The organism is Paenibacillus haidiansis (assembly GCF_036553665.1).
GTDB classification, from domain to species: Bacteria; Bacillota; Bacilli; order Paenibacillales; family Paenibacillaceae; genus Fontibacillus; species Fontibacillus haidiansis.
Genome location: NZ_JAZHPZ010000002.1, coordinates 134,576 through 150,257, shown reverse-complemented (window position 1 = coordinate 150,257; position 15,682 = coordinate 134,576). Strand labels below are relative to the sequence as shown.

16 protein-coding genes are annotated in these 15,682 nt (G+C 54.2%); all 16 read left to right on the top strand.

The window, feature by feature from the left end; translation table 11 throughout:
* The first annotated feature begins 4 nt into the window (after window positions 1–4).
* The 16 genes from flhA to tsf all read left to right on the top strand — a co-directional run bounded on the left by flhA (window position 5) and on the right by tsf (window position 15,638).
* Window positions 5–2,041: a flagellar biosynthesis protein FlhA gene (gene flhA / locus V3851_RS05065; RefSeq protein WP_331845435.1), complete on the top strand. Its 2,037-nt coding sequence runs from the start codon at window positions 5–7 to the stop codon at window positions 2,039–2,041.
* Window positions 2,038–3,492 carry a flagellar biosynthesis protein FlhF gene (gene flhF, locus V3851_RS05060; protein WP_331845434.1) on the top strand — a complete coding sequence of 485 codons (1,455 nt, stop codon included), beginning with the start codon at window positions 2,038–2,040 and terminating at the stop codon, window positions 3,490–3,492. Before flhA ends, flhF begins: the two co-directional genes overlap by 4 nt.
* Window positions 3,492–4,379 (top strand): MinD/ParA family protein, encoded by an 888-nt coding sequence (locus tag V3851_RS05055; RefSeq protein WP_331845816.1) that lies wholly within the window; start codon window positions 3,492–3,494, stop codon window positions 4,377–4,379. Before flhF ends, V3851_RS05055 begins: the two co-directional genes overlap by 1 nt.
* 31 nt (window positions 4,380–4,410) lie before the next feature.
* A complete protein-coding gene (locus V3851_RS05050) occupies window positions 4,411–5,865 on the top strand; it encodes a protein-glutamate methylesterase/protein-glutamine glutaminase (protein ID WP_331845433.1) in 1,455 nt (484 codons plus the stop codon).
* A 29-nt stretch (window positions 5,866–5,894) separates the two neighbouring features.
* Window positions 5,895–7,967, top strand: a complete 2,073-nt coding sequence (locus tag V3851_RS05045; RefSeq protein ID WP_331845432.1) for a chemotaxis protein CheA — start codon at window positions 5,895–5,897, stop codon at window positions 7,965–7,967.
* A 62-nt stretch (window positions 7,968–8,029) separates the two neighbouring features.
* Entirely contained in the window at window positions 8,030–8,491 is a 462-nt protein-coding gene (locus tag V3851_RS05040; RefSeq protein WP_331845431.1) for a chemotaxis protein CheW, read from the top strand.
* A 36-nt stretch (window positions 8,492–8,527) separates the two neighbouring features.
* Entirely contained in the window at window positions 8,528–9,118 is a 591-nt protein-coding gene (locus V3851_RS05035) for a chemotaxis protein CheC (protein WP_414859268.1), read from the top strand.
* On the top strand, window positions 9,115–9,612 hold the full coding sequence (locus V3851_RS05030; RefSeq protein ID WP_331845429.1) for a chemotaxis protein CheD: 498 nt from the start codon (window positions 9,115–9,117) through the stop codon (window positions 9,610–9,612). The genes V3851_RS05035 and V3851_RS05030 overlap by 4 nt, the downstream gene beginning before the upstream one ends.
* Window positions 9,613–9,614: 2 nt before the next feature.
* Window positions 9,615–10,043, top strand: coding sequence for a hypothetical protein (locus tag V3851_RS05025; protein WP_331845428.1), 429 nt, complete (start codon window positions 9,615–9,617; stop codon window positions 10,041–10,043).
* A gap of 15 nt (window positions 10,044–10,058) precedes the next feature.
* Window positions 10,059–10,847 carry a FliA/WhiG family RNA polymerase sigma factor gene (locus tag V3851_RS05020; protein WP_331845427.1) on the top strand — a complete coding sequence of 263 codons (789 nt, stop codon included), beginning with the start codon at window positions 10,059–10,061 and terminating at the stop codon, window positions 10,845–10,847.
* 40 nt (window positions 10,848–10,887) lie between these two features.
* On the top strand, window positions 10,888–12,297 hold the full coding sequence (locus V3851_RS05015) for a DUF342 domain-containing protein (protein WP_331845426.1): 1,410 nt from the start codon (window positions 10,888–10,890) through the stop codon (window positions 12,295–12,297).
* A gap of 33 nt (window positions 12,298–12,330) precedes the next feature.
* Entirely contained in the window at window positions 12,331–12,654 is a 324-nt protein-coding gene (locus V3851_RS05010; protein WP_331845425.1) for a hypothetical protein, read from the top strand.
* 31 nt (window positions 12,655–12,685) lie between these two features.
* Window positions 12,686–13,303, top strand: coding sequence for a DUF6115 domain-containing protein (locus V3851_RS05005; protein WP_331845424.1), 618 nt, complete (start codon window positions 12,686–12,688; stop codon window positions 13,301–13,303).
* Window positions 13,300–13,890 carry a hypothetical protein gene (locus tag V3851_RS05000; protein ID WP_331845423.1) on the top strand — a complete coding sequence of 197 codons (591 nt, stop codon included), beginning with the start codon at window positions 13,300–13,302 and terminating at the stop codon, window positions 13,888–13,890. Before V3851_RS05005 ends, V3851_RS05000 begins: the two co-directional genes overlap by 4 nt.
* A 265-nt stretch (window positions 13,891–14,155) precedes the next feature.
* Window positions 14,156–14,854: a 30S ribosomal protein S2 gene (gene rpsB / locus V3851_RS04995; RefSeq protein WP_331845422.1), complete on the top strand. Its 699-nt coding sequence runs from the start codon at window positions 14,156–14,158 to the stop codon at window positions 14,852–14,854.
* A gap of 133 nt (window positions 14,855–14,987) precedes the next feature.
* Window positions 14,988–15,638: a translation elongation factor Ts gene (tsf, locus tag V3851_RS04990; protein WP_331845421.1), complete on the top strand. Its 651-nt coding sequence runs from the start codon at window positions 14,988–14,990 to the stop codon at window positions 15,636–15,638.
* The last annotated feature ends 44 nt before the right edge of the window (window positions 15,639–15,682 follow it).

Here is a 15,682-nt window from a genome sequence, read left to right as displayed (position 1 = left end):
ACCGGTGAAGAAGTTCAAAGATTTATTCATCCTAGTCGGCATTATCGGTATTGTTCTAATCATGATTGTCCCGATCCCGACGCTGCTTCTGGATATACTGCTCGTCATCAATATATCTTTGGCCCTGATGATATTGCTGGTGGCCATGAACACCAAGGAAGCGCTGCAGTTCTCCATCTTTCCCTCTTTGCTGCTGATTACGACCCTCTTCCGGTTGGCGCTCAACATATCGACGACGAAACTGATTCTGGGTCAGGCAAACGCCGGCCATGTCGTCGCTACCTTCGGTTCTTGGATTTCGGGAGGACAGCCCGTTATCGGATTTATCGTGTTCCTGATTTTGGTGGTAGTACAGTTTATCGTGATCACGAAGGGCTCGGAACGCGTGGCGGAAGTTGCGGCGCGCTTCACCCTCGACGCGATGCCGGGGAAGCAGATGAGTATCGATGCGGATCTGAATGCCGGCTTGATCAATGAGCAGCAAGCCCGCGAACGGCGCGGCAAAATTGAACGCGAGGCCGATTTTTACGGCGCGATGGACGGTGCGAGTAAATTCGTCAAAGGCGATGCAATCGCGAGTATCATCATCCTGCTCATCAACCTGATCGGCGGCTTTATTATCGGCATGACGATCCACGGCATGAGCTTCGGCGACGCGCTCGGAACTTATTCCATCCTGACGATCGGGGACGGGCTGGTCAGCCAGATTCCGGCGCTGCTCATTTCCACGGCTTCGGGGATCATTGTTACCCGCGCTTCCTCCGAAGGAAACCTGGCCGACGATATTACGGGACAGTTGTTTACATACCCTAAACTGCTTTACATCGTGGCGGGAACGGTTACGCTGCTCGGCCTGTTTACGCCGATCGGTCCTTGGACAACCCTTCCTTTTGCCGGACTCATGGTATTTGCCGCGAGAAGGATGCAAAAGAATATGAACCTCAAGCAAATCGAGCAGGAGATTCAGGAGGAGGAACAACAAATCGAGGAGGTACGCAGCCCGGAGAGCGTGATCAACCTACTGCAGGTCGATCCGATCGAGTTCGAGTTCGGATACGGCCTCATCCCCTTGGCCGATACGGGGCAGGGCGGGGATCTGCTTGACCGGATCATCATGATCCGGCGCCAATGCGCCCTGGAAATGGGGCTTGTCGTTCCGGTGATCCGAATTCGCGACAATATTCAACTAAAACCGAATGAATATGTCATCAAAATTAAAGGAAATATCGTAGGCGGCGGTGAATTACTACTTAATCACTATTTGGCGATGAGTCCGGGGATGGACGACGACTCGATTACGGGTATCGAGACCCAGGAGCCGGCCTTCGGGCTACCGGCACTTTGGATCGATGAGGCTACCAAAGACCGGGCGGAGCTGTCCGGTTATACCGTGGTGGACCCGCCTTCGGTCGTGGCGACGCATCTTACGGAACTGATCAAGAAGCACGCCCATGAGCTGCTGGGACGTCAGGAAACCAAGGCGCTCATCGACAATCTCAAAGAGAATTACGCGGTCCTTGTCGACGAGCTGATTCCTTCCGTTCTTTCGGTGGGGGATGTGCAGAAAGTACTGGCCAAGCTGCTGCGCGAGAAAATATCGATCCGCGATATGGTAACGATTTTCGAAACGTTGGCGGATTACGGCACCTATACAAAGGACCCCGACATTTTGACGGAATATGTCAGACAAGCGCTCTCAAGACAAATTACGCAGCAGTACACGCGGCAGGGCGAAACGATGCGGGTCATCACCGTCGGGCCGAATCTGGAGAAGAAAATCGCGGACAGCGTTCAGCAGACGGATCAAGGCAGCTATTTGGCGCTGGATCCGACTTCGACCCAGACCTTGTTCCAGAAGCTCTCGGAGCAAATTAACCGCCTGCTGCAAACGGGCCAGCAGCCAATCGTGCTGACTTCGCCGACGATCCGTATGTACCTTCGCCAAATTATTGAAAGAAGCATGCAGGATATACCGGTGCTTTCCTATAGTGAACTTGAACCGAATGTAGAAATTCAAAGTGTCGGAGTGGTGAACTTATGAGGGTAAAACGTTATATCGTCGACACGATGCCTGACGCCATGTCCAAAATACGCGGCGAGCTTGGAGCCGATGCCGTCATCTTAAGCACCAAGGAAATGAAAGTCGGCGGCTTCATGGGCATGTTCGGCAAGAAGAAAATCGAGGTCATCGCCGCTTCGGAAGGCAGCGAAACGCCCGGTGCCAAGCCGAAAGTGCAGCAGCCTGTCCGAGCCGCCGCGGCGCCCGTCGCCCGGCAAGCCGTGCCGGACGCCTACCGGCGGACATCGCAGCTGGCCGTTCCCCGCTCCGCCTCGGCGGGAACGGGTGCGGCGGCGGGCGAGTCGCCGCCGGTCCAGGCCGGCTCTCCGGCGGCCTCGACCGCTACGGCGGTGAGGCCGGATGAAAAGACTTCGCCAAAGGCCCGGCAATTGACGGAGCCTGCGGCGAGCCGGAGTCCGCTTTCGCCCGCGATGAGCGAAACGGAAAAAGCAAGGCACGAGGCGGCCGCCGGCAAATGGGACGAAGCGCTGCGCCAAGCGGCGCTGGAAACGTCCGCGCCGCCGGCAGCGCCACGGGTGAATCAGACGTACAGCCTCAAGGAGGAGCGGCTGCTTGAGGAGCTTCGGGAGATGAAAGCCTGGATAGGACAGCTGGCCAGACAGCAGCAGCATAACCGGGAGCTGCCGGAGCCGCTTGCCTCGATCAAAAGCCGGCTCGAAAGCCAGGAGATTTCCGCCGAACTGATCGACAAATGGCTGGACGCCGCTTACGAACAATGGATCGAATCGGGCAAGGTGGAAGCGGATGGGGCTCTGGAGGAAAGGGTAAGAACGGAAGCGGACGCCTTTTTGCAAGACAGAGTCGACGATGGGATTCGGGACGATACGAGAATCGTATATATCGCCGGTCCCACCGGGGTCGGCAAGACGACCACGATCGCCAAGCTGGCCGCGGATCAGATTTTCCGGGGACATAAGAAGGTAGGCTTTATTACGGCGGATACGTACCGGATCTCGGCGATCGAGCAGCTTCGCACGTATTCCTCGATTCTGAATGTGCCGCTGGAAGTCGTACAGTCCCCTGGCGATGTGCAAAGAGCGATGAAGCGGCTCTCCCATTGCGACCTGATATTAATGGATACGGCGGGACGCAACTATCTGAATGAAATCCATGTGGCCGAGCTCCACAGCTTGCTCAGCACATCGGAACAAAGCGAAACCTATCTCGTGCTCAGCCTCACTTCCAAAACGCAGGACATGAGAAAGATCACGGAGCATTTCAGCCGTTACGGGCTGGATAAAGTGATATTTACCAAGCTGGACGAAACCGAAAGCGTCGGCCCTATGTACAATCTCCTTAAAGACTTCCCGCTGCGGGTTTCGTACATCGCGAACGGCCAGAACGTACCGGACGATCTATTGCCCGCGGATCGGAAGCTGCTGCTCGATCTGATTATGGGAGTACGAACATGATGAATGACCAGGCCCAAGCGCTTCGACAGCTCGTAACGTCAAGGGCGGGTTCTCCCGAACCCGCAGACAAAAAAAGCGCTGCCCGCATTATTACGGTGAGCAGCGGCAAGGGCGGAGTGGGGAAATCCAACTTCACCTTGAATTTTGCCATCGCCCTGAAATCGTTGGGGCGGAAGGTGCTCATCTTTGACGCGGATATCGGGATGGCCAATATCGATGTTCTTATGGGCGTCCGCCCAAGATACAGCCTGTATCATCTGTTGAAGGGCGAACGGGATATTTTGGAGATCATCGAGCTTGGCGCCGGCGGAGTCCCCTTTATTGCCGGAGGCTCCGGGATGGCGGATTTGTTCAACCTCTCGGAAAATGATCTCGACTATTTTACATCGCAAATCGAGGCCGTTTCGGAAGATATGGACTATATCATTTTTGATACCGGAGCGGGCTTGTCCAAAGAGACTTTGAAGTTCATTACCGCCGCCGACGACTGTCTGGTCGTTACGACCCCGGAACCGACCTCGATTACGGACGCCTATGCGCTGGTCAAGGTCGTGCACGGGATGGACCGGGAACTTTCGTTCCGACTGGTCGTGAACCGGGTTTCCGGCGAACATGAAGCGCGCCAGGTCGCGGACAAGATATCATTGGTCGCGAGGCAGTTCCTGAATGTTGAAATCCCGCTGCTTGGCTACTTGAGCGACGACGCGCATGTCATGCAAGCGGTAAAGAAACAGATTCCCTTTACGGCCGCTTTCCCCGGCTGTACGGCCGCACGCGATATACAGCGCCTGGCCATGAAGTATATGGATGTTCCACAAGCTAGGAAGAATGATACTTTGTCAGGAATCAAGGGATTTATGCATAAGTGGCTGAGACGTACGACATGATTCTGCATGAAGGACAGGAGTGGAACGAAATATGCCTTATCGGGTGATGGTGGTTGACGATTCGGCGTTCATGCGCAAGATCGTATCCGATCTCATCGAACAGGATCCGGATTTCAAAGTGGAGGGTACGGCAAGGAACGGGCGTGAAGCGGTCGAACTTATCGAAAAGCTTTCACCGGACCTCGTGACCCTTGATGTCGAAATGCCGGAATTGAACGGACTTGACGCTTTAAAGGTCATTATGAAGCGCCATCCTTTGCCGGTCATTATGCTGTCGGGCATCAACGAGCAAGGAATGCGCGAAACGATCATGGCCTTGGAACTGGGCGCTTTCGACTTTATCCGCAAGCCCTCGGCGTCGACCAGTTCGCATGATATCGAACAGGTCGGCAAGGAGCTGCGGGAGCAAATGCGGGCGGCCATGGCGGCCAAAGAACGGCGGGAGGCGAGAATCGCGGCCTTGGAGGCCAAGAGGCCGGAGCGGCTTCCACCCGCAACCGGGGGCGGAGGCGGGACTAAGCCCCCGGCCTTGCGCCCGGACGCCGCGAATAGCGGGCGGGCTCAGCCCAAGAGCGCGGCCAAGCTTCCCTCCGGGGCCGGAAACGGAGACAGCCGCCTGAAGCGGAGTGCGGCGCCGGAGATTTCCAAGCCGCGTCCGGCGGCGGGGACAAGGCCGGGTTCCTCCGGCAGCCCGGCCGCCGCGGCGGAAGCCGGACCGGCGAAGCCTCCGCGGGAGGCGAAGCCGCCGGAGCGGCGGGCGATTCCTCCAGCGGAGGCGACTTCGGCGGCGGCGGGGGCAAACAAGCCGGTCAAACGGCTTGGCAAGCTGCCGCAGGCAAACGGGGCGTCCGAGGGTATGGCCGCCCCGCCGCAGCGCCAGAAGCCGTCTGCGGATACGCGCCGGACAAGCTTCACCGATCTCGTGGCGATCGGCACTTCAACCGGCGGACCGAAAGCTTTGAAAGCCGTGCTGGAGAAGCTGCCGGGTTCCTTCCCGGCCCCGATCGTCATCGTGCAGCATATGCCGCCGAACTTCACCAAATCGCTGGCTCAGCGCCTGAACAGCCTGAGCGAGCTGACGGTGGTGGAGGCCGAGGACGGTATGAGGCTTCAGGCGGGGACGGCCTATGTCGCTCCAGGCGGACGCCATTTGAATGTAGTTCCCGCTTCGGACGGAACCTTCAAGCTCTCTCTGACAGATCAGGAGCCCCGGAACGGGCATAGGCCCTCCGTGGATGTTCTGTTCGATTCGCTCCTGCCTTTGGGAATGCTGAAGCGGCACGCGGTCCTCTTGACCGGAATGGGCAGCGATGGCGCCAGAAGCATGAAGCGTCTGCGCGATGCCGGCGCCGTCTCGACGATCGCCGAGAGCGAGGAGACCTGCGTCGTATACGGCATGCCGAGATCGGCGGTCGAGCTCGGCTGCGTCGGACAAATTTTGCCGCTCTATGAGATCGGGTCCAGACTTGCACAAGTTGTGAAATAATCGGAATCTCTTGAAGGAGGTGCCTCACCATGGACATGAACCAATATTTATCCATGTTTATCGATGAGTCGAATGATCACTTGCAATCATTAAACGAAAATATGCTGGAGCTTGAGAACAACCCCGAAGATCTCGGAATCGTCCAAGTGATCTTCCGGTCCGCCCATACCCTGAAGGGGATGGCTGCGACAATGGGCTTTGAGGATTTGTCCTCACTTACGCATCAAATGGAAAACGTGCTGGACCTGGTGCGTAACGAAAAGCTGAAAATGCAGGACTTTATCTTTGATACGCTGTTCCAAAGCCTGGATGCTCTGCAAGCGATGGTTCAGGATATCACTCAAGGGGGAGACGGGAAAGCGGACGTCAGCTCCATTGTAGCTTCCCTGCAGGCGATTGTACGCGGCGACGCTTCACCGGCCGGCCAAGGGGCGGGGGCTCAGGCTTCGGCGGCAAGCGGTGCCGCCAGCGCGGCGGCGATTCAATTGGACGAATACCAATTCTCCGTACTCGAACAATCGATCGCCGAAGGCCATAAAGTGATGCATATCTCCGTTGCCGTCCGCGAGGATTGCCAACTGAAGGCCGCGCGGGCTTACCTCGTATTCGACCTTCTTGAGCGCTACGGGGAAATTGTGAAATCCTTTCCTTCCGTGCAGGAGATCGAACAGGAACAATTCGACCGCAGCTTTTCACTATATTACATAACGCAAAAAGAGGCTGCCGAACTTCAAAGCATGATTATAAATCTATCCGAAATCGATTCGGCCGAAGTGATGCTGTTGGATCATGAAACACTAGGACAGCTTAGTTCGGGCAAAAAAGAAACCGCATCTGCGGCGGCCGTCGCGGAACCGGCCGCGAGCGAAGCCGCGAAGCCGGAGGCCAGCAAGGCGGCCAAGCCGGAAAACGGCAAGAGCGGCGGACGCCCGGCAGGCGGCGCGAACGCTCCTTCGAGAACGATCCGGGTCGATATCGACCGGCTCGATGTGCTGATGAATCTGCTTAGCGAGCTGCTGATCGACCGCTCGCGTCTGGAGCAGTTGGCGCACGAGGTCAAACGGACCGATCTGACCGAAACGGTAGAGCATATGAGCCGGGTCGGCAGCGACCTGCAAAATATCGTGCTTAAACTACGGATGGTGCCGATCGATACGGTATTCAACCGGTTTCCGCGGATGGTTCGCGACCTGGCCAAATCGCTGGACAAGAAGATTGACCTGATCATCGTCGGCGCCGAAACGGAGCTTGACCGGACGGTGATCGACGAGATCGGCGACCCGCTGGTGCATTTGCTGCGGAACGCCGTGGACCACGGTGTGGAGTCGCTCGCGGAACGGATCGCCGCAGGCAAACCGGAAACCGGAACGGTCAATTTGCGCGCCTTCCACAGCGGCAACCATGTATTTATCGAAATCGAGGACGACGGACACGGCATCGACCGTGACAAGGTGTTGGCGAAAGCGTTGAAAAACGGAGTCGTCTCGGAGGCCGAAGCCGCAACCATGAGCGACGAGCAGATCTATATGCTGCTGTTCGCGCCGGGCTTCAGTACGGCCGAGGTAATTTCCGACATTTCCGGACGCGGCGTCGGCCTCGATGTGGTCAAATCGAAGATCGAATCGCTCAGCGGGGTGGTGTCGGTCGAGTCGAAGCTTGGCAAGGGGACGAAATTCTCCGTCCAGCTCCCATTAACCTTATCGATCATCTCGGCGATGCTGCTCAAGGTCGGTTCGGAGAAATATGCGATTCCGCTCTCCTCCATTGTGGAAACGGGATTGATCAAACGCGACCAAATCCGCAAAGTACACGGCTACACGATGATTCCGTACCGCGATACCCATATTCCGTTAATGTCTTTGGCGCAGTTGTTTGACGTACGGGATTTTGACGAGCAGTCCGAGGAAGAGTCGGAAATCGTCGTCGTTCGCAAAGGCGAGCGTCTCGCCGCGCTTACGGTGGAGGACTTTATCGGGCAAAACGAAATTGTCATCAAGAATCTCGGCAAATATTTGCCGTCCATCCAGGGCGTAGCCGGTGCAACCATTCTGGGAGACGGCCAAGTCGCGCTCATCGTCGATCCGAACGCTTTCATTAAATAACATGATGTTTTAACCGGACGGACATAGGTGTTCGGGACGGGACTATTAAGGAGGGATTTTCCATGGGAGAGGAAATTAAAGTCATCGTTTTCAAGCTGGGTCAAGAGGAATACGGCATCGAAGTGGACAAGGTCCAAACGATCGAGCGTATGATGCCGATCACCCGCGTGCCCAAAACCTTTTCTTTTGTCAAGGGGGTCATCAATCTGCGCGGCGTTGTAATTCCGGTCATCGATCTGCGCGGCCGTTTCGGACTTCCCGAGGCGGAGCATACGGACCAAACCCGGATTATTATCGTTGCGGCTAACGAGTTGGAAGTCGGGTTTATCGTCGATTCGGCCAACGATGTCATCGATCTGAATACGGATTCGATCGATACTCCTCCGGATGTTGTCGGCGGTGTGAAAGCGAAATACCTGCAGGGCGTGGCCCGGTTGTCCGACGAGCGCTTGCTCGTGATGCTGAATTTGTCGGAAGTGCTGAACCGCAGCGAAATCATTCAATTGGAAAGCTTAGAGGGATAAAACGTGGATCTGTTCAAGAACTTTGAGGAATTTAAAATGGACGTATTGAAAGAGGTCGGGAATATCGGTGCCGGAAACGCGGCCACCGCACTTTCCAGACTGCTGGACAAGCCGATCGACATGGCGGTTCCCAAAGTTCAGATGCTGCCGTTCGAAGCGGTGGCCGAACGGGTGGGCGGTGCCGAGAAGGTCGTATTGGCCGTTTTCTTTCGGGTAGTGGGGGATACGCCGAGCAATTTGTTCTTTATCCTCACTCCCGAAGCGGCCAAGAAGCTGCTGCACCGGCTGGCCGGGATCCAAGTCGAAAGCGAGGACAGCTTTTCGGAGATGGAATGGTCCGCTTTGTCGGAGATCGGCAATATTTTGGCGGGCTCTTACATTTCCTCTCTGGCCGATTTCACCTCGCTCTCGATGACACCGACCGTCCCGGCGCTGGCGCTGGATATGGCCGGTGCCATTCTAAGTTACGGTTTGCTGCAATTCGGAGAAATGGGTGATTCCGCCCTGCTGATCGACACGACCTTTATCGAAGGCCAACACGAGGTGGAAGGACAATTTTTCCTCATACCAGACCCCGAGTCCTTTGCCAAAATTTTCGCCGCTTTGGGAGTACCGACCGAGCCATGATCGACGAGCAGCATATCGTTAAGGTCGGCATGGCGGATTTAAACGTCATTCGCGGCCAGGGCTTGATTCGCACTACCGGGCTGGGATCTTGTGTCGGGGTAACATTGTATGATCCCATGCTGAAGCTGGCGGGCCTTGCGCATGTCATGCTTCCCTCTTCCGAAATCGCCAGAGAAGGAGCCCTCAACATCGCTAAATATGCGGATACCGCGATTCCCGAATTGCTCGGGCGGCTGCTCTCGCTCGGCGCTTCGCAGGGCAGGCTCGTCGCCAAAATGGCCGGCGGGTCGCAAATGTTTACGTTTGCGGGAACCGGGGATTCGATGCGAATCGGACCGCGAAACGTGGAATCATGTAAAACGATGCTCACCGAGCTCGGTATTCCGCTGGTTGCCGAAGATACGGGGGGGAATTTCGGAAGAACGATAGAGCTTAACTGTGAAACGGGTATTTTATTCATACGCAGTGTACAAATGGGTATAAAGGAATTGTAGCCATGTCTGGAAAAATTCGCATCTATTTTTTGTTCGGTTTTATCGGCTTTTTAGTCACTTATGCGGTATCGGCCGGAAACAACTTGTTTACGACGAGTTTGTTCCGGGGGCTTATTGGGTTTGCAGCTTGGTTTGCGCTGAGCTATGCGGCAGGCTGGGTCATCAATTTCCTCAAGGAACAGGAGACTCCGCCGGACGTTAAGGAGCTAGCGGCCAAGCTGGATGAAGAGGAAATAGGAAGCAGTCTCGATATAACTACGCCCGATCAGAACGACGAATTGATTGATTTATTGAAGCAAACTCCGGATAACGGGCAACAGGGCGAAGAGTTTACGCCGCTCCAACCGCCGAAATTGGTTAAAACCCAGGGCGATGGCGATAAAGATCCGGAAGAACTGGCCAAGGCCGTTCGTCACCTGACAGAAAACTAAGGAGGGTGAAGGCAAGTGAACGAGCAGAAGACATCCCCTCTGAACTATGCCGATGTTTGGGAAAGATGGAAAGAACACGGCGATTTGGAGGCCAAGAAACAACTTATCGAGAAATATCTGCATATTGTCGACTACGTTTCGGGACGTCTGGCTGTCGGTTTGCCCAAGAATGTTTCAAAAGACGATTTATCCAGCAACGGCGTAATGGGACTGATCGATGCGGTGGAGAAATTCGATTACAAACGCGGCCTTCAGTTTGAAACATACGCTTCCTGGAGAGTCAGGGGAGCTATCTTAGACGGACTGCGCCAGGGGGACTGGGTCCCCCGTTCCGTTAGGGAGAAGGCCAAAAAAATTGAAGAAAGTTATCAGCAGCTTGAGCAGCAATATCTTCGAACCGTCACGGACGCTGAAATGAGCGAGCATTTAAATATCAGCGAAAAGGAATTTCAGAGCATGCTTCAGGAGGTTGCCGTCATGACGATCTGCTCTCTGGAAGACCCGATCCGTGAAGAAGAATCGGAGACGCGGCTAAGTTTGCTTATTGACGATAAAGCCAAGAACCCCGATTATAAAGTACAGGAGTTCTATTTGCGGGAATCGCTGGCCAAAGGGATCGAAAAATTGACGGAGAAAGAACGCACGGTTGTTTCTCTGTTATATTATGAAGATTTATCTTTAAGCGAAATTGCCGAAGTGATGTCGCTGTCGCCCTCCCGAATTTCCCAACTGCATTCCAAGGCGATTCTGCGGCTCCGCGGCAGCTTGGAAAAACAGCGAGATTTGCTGATGCGGGAGGATTAAGGGCTTATTTCTATTAGGAAGATGGAAGGAGGAACGGCTGATGGAATACACGGATGAGTTACGGCAGATTCTTAGTGTCACAATCAACGACGACAAGACGGTTGCCTACTTGCAGTTTGCGAAGAAAGATGAAGAATTCTCCTGCACCCTTGAAGCGCTTCAACATTTTTTGCGTTCCGAAGGCTTGAATTACGGTATCCAGGAAGATATCGTGAAGCGGTTTGTGATCAACCCGCGGGAATACTTTTACAGCAAAACCCCGATCGCGATCGGGGTGGAGCCTCAGCAGGGAGAAGACGGCAAGATCCGGTATGCGGTTCCTATGGAAGAAGACATCAGATACCAGCCGCTCGAAACCGATGACGGAAAAGTCGATTATAAGGAAGTCACCCGGTTGAACAATGTTCGAAAAGGGCAGCTGATTGCCGAATTAGTTCCTCCGCTCCCAGGACGGCCGGGAACCGCCGTGACAGGGGAGCCAATCCCGAATAAGCCGGGAAAAGAAGCCAGATTCAAAATCGGGAAAAACGTGGTGCTGAATCCCGAGCAAACCGCGCTCTATGCAGCGATTGACGGCCTGGTTACCCAGACCGACAAAGGCAAGCTGAATGTGTTCCCCGTCTATGAAGTCAACGGAAATGTCGATTACAGCACGGGAAATATCGATTTCGTCGGCACGGTCGTTATCCGCGGCAATGTTCTGACCGGTTTCAAAGTCAGCGCGGCCGGGGATATTCGTGTTGTCGGCGGAGTGGAAGGGGCGGAGCTGCATTCGGAAGGCTCCATCGAGATTACCGGGGGCATCATCGGCTATAACAAAGGCTTGATCAAAGCCGGAAAATCGGTCAAAAGCTCCTTCATTCAAGACGGAAACGTGTTGGCCGGCGAGGATGTCATCGTCACGCAGAGCATTATGCATTCCAATATCCGTGCGGGCAGAGACGTTATTTGCAGCGGTACGAAAGGGTTGATCGTCGGCGGAAGCATTCAGGCCGGCGAGAAAGTCACCGCCCGGATCATCGGCAACCCGATGTCGACAACGACGTCTATCGAGGTTGGCGCCCTGCCGGAGCTGCGCAATGAACTGGTCGATTTGCGCCAGCAGGTGAAAGACATTATGGCGAACCTCGATAAGTCGGAGAAGGCGCTGACTCTGCTTGACCAGCTTGCCTCTTTGGGCAAGCTTACGCCGGATAAAGTGGAAATGCGCGCCAAGCTGAATATGACCAAGAAATTGCATCTTAAGGAAATCAACGATTTGAAAGAGCGGATGCTGAATATCGAGAAGGCGCTGGAGGATACCGGAAAAGCGCGGGTGGATGTCCTGAAAATGATCTACGGCGGCTCCAAAATTGTTATCGGTCGGTATACCAAGTACATTAAAGAGCCGATCTCCCGGATGTCGTTCTATTTCTTGGAAGGGGACATTTCCATGTCGCCTTATGTCTAGGAGTTATGTCGATTGAAACGATGAGGTGATCCCATGAACTTGAAAGCTGTGGAAATGCAAATCGCCGTTCCCCGTACGAACGAGGCGGGACGCATTCAGCATGAAGTACAGCAGCGGCCTCTGATCGATCAAAGCTTACTCTCCGCGGAAAATATCAAGCAACATGAGCAGCAGCGTCAGCGGAGCGCAATCGTTGACGAAAGCGCACAGAATCGCACCGTGAAACGGGATGGAGACCCTCAAGGCGAGCGTCAGGGACAAGCTTCCCATGGCGACCAGACGGAGGATCAGGAGAAAGAACAGAAGCATCCGGCCGAACATCCTTACAAAGGGCATCATATCGATTTGTCTCTCTAGTTTATTTATACAGCAAAAGGTGAGGATTACATTGTCATTTTCAGATCCATGGTTTTATGTCGTACTTCTGGGTGCGGCCGCGCTGGTGTATGCCCTGCTTCTTCCGACACGCAAGAACGCAGCCGCGGCAAACCGGGGCGATGCCGGCGAGCTGGAGGCGACATTGGAGCAGTACATGGCGGAGATCGAAAAAGAGAACGAGGAACTGATCGATCTCGTGGCGCAGATGAAGCAGGATTTTACGTCCAAGCAGCTCGCGCAGCAGGAAATGCTCACGGAGCTGCGGCAGCGGCTTTCCGAAGTCGAATATACCGCGCGGCAGGGTGCATCGCGCTTGGAACAATTGGAGCAGACATCCGTGAATGTACCGGGCGGCGATTCCGGGTCCGGTGCCGTAACGCAGGCCGAGGAACCTGTAGAAGCGGCACCGTCATCTATAGAAGAAACTGTTTCGGAAGCCGAGCAAACGGCCGTTGAAGACGCGGCCGAAGAATCGGAAGCACCGGAAACGGTTAAGGACAGATATCCCGAACTGTTTGATCTGTACGCCAAAGGGAAATCAATCGATACGATCGCCAAGACCGTCGGCCTTCAGCGCGGGGAAGTGCAGCTCATTCTTCAGCTTGCCAAGAGGGAGGAATCCCTATGATCCGGAATCGCCAGTTTATGCTTGGCCTTGGAAGCGGACTCATTGCGGGAGCCTTGCTGCTGCAAGTCATGATGATCGGACAAGGGCAAGGAAGCGGGCTGCAGACGAAGAAGCAGGTCGAGCAGGCGGCGGCTTCCCTGAATTTGAAGGTGGTAGAAAGCGACCAGGAGCTGCTTACCGAGGAAGAATGGAGAGCGAAGACCGAGGAGGGTCAAGCCGAAGCGGGGCAGGAAGCCGAGCAAACGGACATTCCCGTTCCCGACACACCGGATACGCCGGCCGAGCCGCAGGCTCCCGAGGCGCTTGACAAACCCGGAGTCGATGCCGTACCGGAGACGGCTGCTCCGCCCGAGCCAACGGAACCGAAGCAGGCTTCCGTGGAATATAAAATCGCCTACGGCAGTACGCTGACGGCTGTGGCGGAAGGGTTGTTCCAATCGGGAGTCATCAGCGACAAGGACGCCTTTTTGCAGGAAGCGAAAAAAAGAAAGATCAACAGTAAAGTGCGTACGGGTACATTTACTTTTCAAGTCGGGGAAGATTACGACTCGATCATCGCCAAAATATCGCCGGGTGCCGCAGATTAGTCTAAAGCCGGCATACTTTGAGACGAGCTCCTGACCGGGAGCTTTTTTTGCGGGGATTTATGGGTTCGGGAAATTATGGCGCAAAGTTGCGGGTACAAGCAATAAACTGCGGTTGCATCGCCTTTTTACTTATGGTATATTAAATGACGGTGTTATAACGCACGCATGTTGATTGCGCGAAGGGTGCTCCCTTGCAGGGAGTCTTGGCGGAAGATGACACAGGCGGAGGAAGCATCAAAAAAACCAAACTAGGAGGTGCGTGAAGATGGCAGTAATTTCCATGAAACAACTGCTTGAAGCAGGGGTTCACTTCGGACACCAAACTCGTCGTTGGAATCCGAAAATGGATCGTTATATCTTCACCGAAAGAAACGGTATTTACATTATCGACCTGCAAAAAACGGTCAAGAAAGTCGAAGAAGCTTATAACTTCGTTAAGAGCATCGCCGAAGAGAATGGCACCATTCTGTTCGTGGGCACGAAGAAACAAGCTCAAGACTCCGTGAAGGAAGAAGCGGAACGCGCTGGTCAAGTCTACATTAACCAACGCTGGCTCGGCGGTACGCTGACCAACTTCCAAACGATCCAAAAACGGATCGACCGCTTGAAACAGCTTGAAACTTGGGAAGAGGACGGCACTTTCGGCGTTCTGCCTAAGAAAGAAGTTATCATTCTCCGCAAGGAGAAAGATCGCCTCGAGAAATTCCTCGGCGGGATCAAGAACATGAAGGGCTTGCCAAGCGCTCTGTTCGTCATCGATCCGCGCAAAGAACGCATTGCGGTAGCCGAAGCCCGCAAATTGGGTATCCCAATCGTAGGTATCGTCGATACGAACTGCGATCCGGATGAAATCGACTACGTGATTCCTGGTAACGACGACGCGATCCGCGCGGTTAAACTGCTTACCAGCAAAATGGCGGATGCCGTAATCGAAGCGAACCAAGGCGAGCAAACGACCGCTTAAGCCTTCGTTCCGTATAACCTTTGAAATTAAATGAAAAAGGGTGGTTGGTAGGTGCATAACCTCTCACTGCCCTTTTTTTGAGAGTTATTTGATGGTGAATGTATTCCAATTCTAATGTGGAGGTAATTAAAACATGGCTGTTGATGCAAAATCCGTAAAAGAACTGCGCGAAAAAACCGGAGCAGGCATGCTGGACTGCAAAAAAGCGCTTGAAGAAGCAAACGGGGATTTGACGAAAGCGACGGAACTTCTCCGCGAGAAAGGTCTGGCTGCCGCGGCAAACAAAGCCGGACGCGTGGCAACGGAAGGTGTTGTCGAATCTTATATTCATGCCGGCGGCCGAATCGGCGTACTGGTTGAAATCAACTGCGAAACCGACTTTGTGGCCAAAACGGATCAATTCAAGGAATTCGCCCGCGACATCGCCATGCACATCGCGGCTATGAGCCCGCGCTATGTTCGCCGTGAAGAAGTACCGCAAGAAGAAGTGGAAAAGGAAAAAGAAATTTTGAAGGCTCAAGCCCTGAACGAAGGCAAGCCGGAAAAAATCGTCGAAAAAATGGTCGAAGGCCGCATCGGCAAATATTATGAAGAGTTCTGTTTGCTGGAGCAAGCGTTCGTTAAAGATCCGGACAAAACGATCGCCCAACTGGTCAATGAGAAAATCAGCACCATCGGCGAAAATATCTCCATCCGCCGCTTCGTTCGTTATGAACTGGGAGAAGGCTTGGAGAAAAAAGTGGACAATTTCGTTGAAGAAGTTATGTCCCAAGTGAAGCAATAAGCTAAACAAAAACATAAATAAATACGTTACGCAGCAATGTACGT

Bases quoted from the DNA above. Each gene is read 5' to 3' on its own strand.
- flhF (WP_331845434.1), top strand. From the start codon at position 2,038: ATGAGGGTAAAACGTTATATCGTCGACACGATGCCTGACGCCATGTCC.
- V3851_RS05055 (WP_331845816.1), top strand. From the start codon at position 3,492: ATGAATGACCAGGCCCAAGCGCTTCGACAGCTCGTAACGTCAAGGGCG.
- V3851_RS05050 (WP_331845433.1), top strand. From the start codon at position 4,411: ATGCCTTATCGGGTGATGGTGGTTGACGATTCGGCGTTCATGCGCAAG.
- V3851_RS05045 (WP_331845432.1), top strand. From the start codon at position 5,895: ATGGACATGAACCAATATTTATCCATGTTTATCGATGAGTCGAATGAT.
- V3851_RS05040 (WP_331845431.1), top strand. From the start codon at position 8,030: ATGGGAGAGGAAATTAAAGTCATCGTTTTCAAGCTGGGTCAAGAGGAA.
- V3851_RS05035 (WP_414859268.1), top strand. From the start codon at position 8,528: ATGGACGTATTGAAAGAGGTCGGGAATATCGGTGCCGGAAACGCGGCC.
- V3851_RS05030 (WP_331845429.1), top strand. From the start codon at position 9,115: ATGATCGACGAGCAGCATATCGTTAAGGTCGGCATGGCGGATTTAAAC.
- V3851_RS05025 (WP_331845428.1), top strand. From the start codon at position 9,615: ATGTCTGGAAAAATTCGCATCTATTTTTTGTTCGGTTTTATCGGCTTT.
- V3851_RS05015 (WP_331845426.1), top strand. From the start codon at position 10,888: ATGGAATACACGGATGAGTTACGGCAGATTCTTAGTGTCACAATCAAC.
- V3851_RS05010 (WP_331845425.1), top strand. From the start codon at position 12,331: ATGAACTTGAAAGCTGTGGAAATGCAAATCGCCGTTCCCCGTACGAAC.
- V3851_RS05000 (WP_331845423.1), top strand. From the start codon at position 13,300: ATGATCCGGAATCGCCAGTTTATGCTTGGCCTTGGAAGCGGACTCATT.
- rpsB (WP_331845422.1), top strand. From the start codon at position 14,156: ATGGCAGTAATTTCCATGAAACAACTGCTTGAAGCAGGGGTTCACTTC.
- tsf (WP_331845421.1), top strand. From the start codon at position 14,988: ATGGCTGTTGATGCAAAATCCGTAAAAGAACTGCGCGAAAAAACCGGA.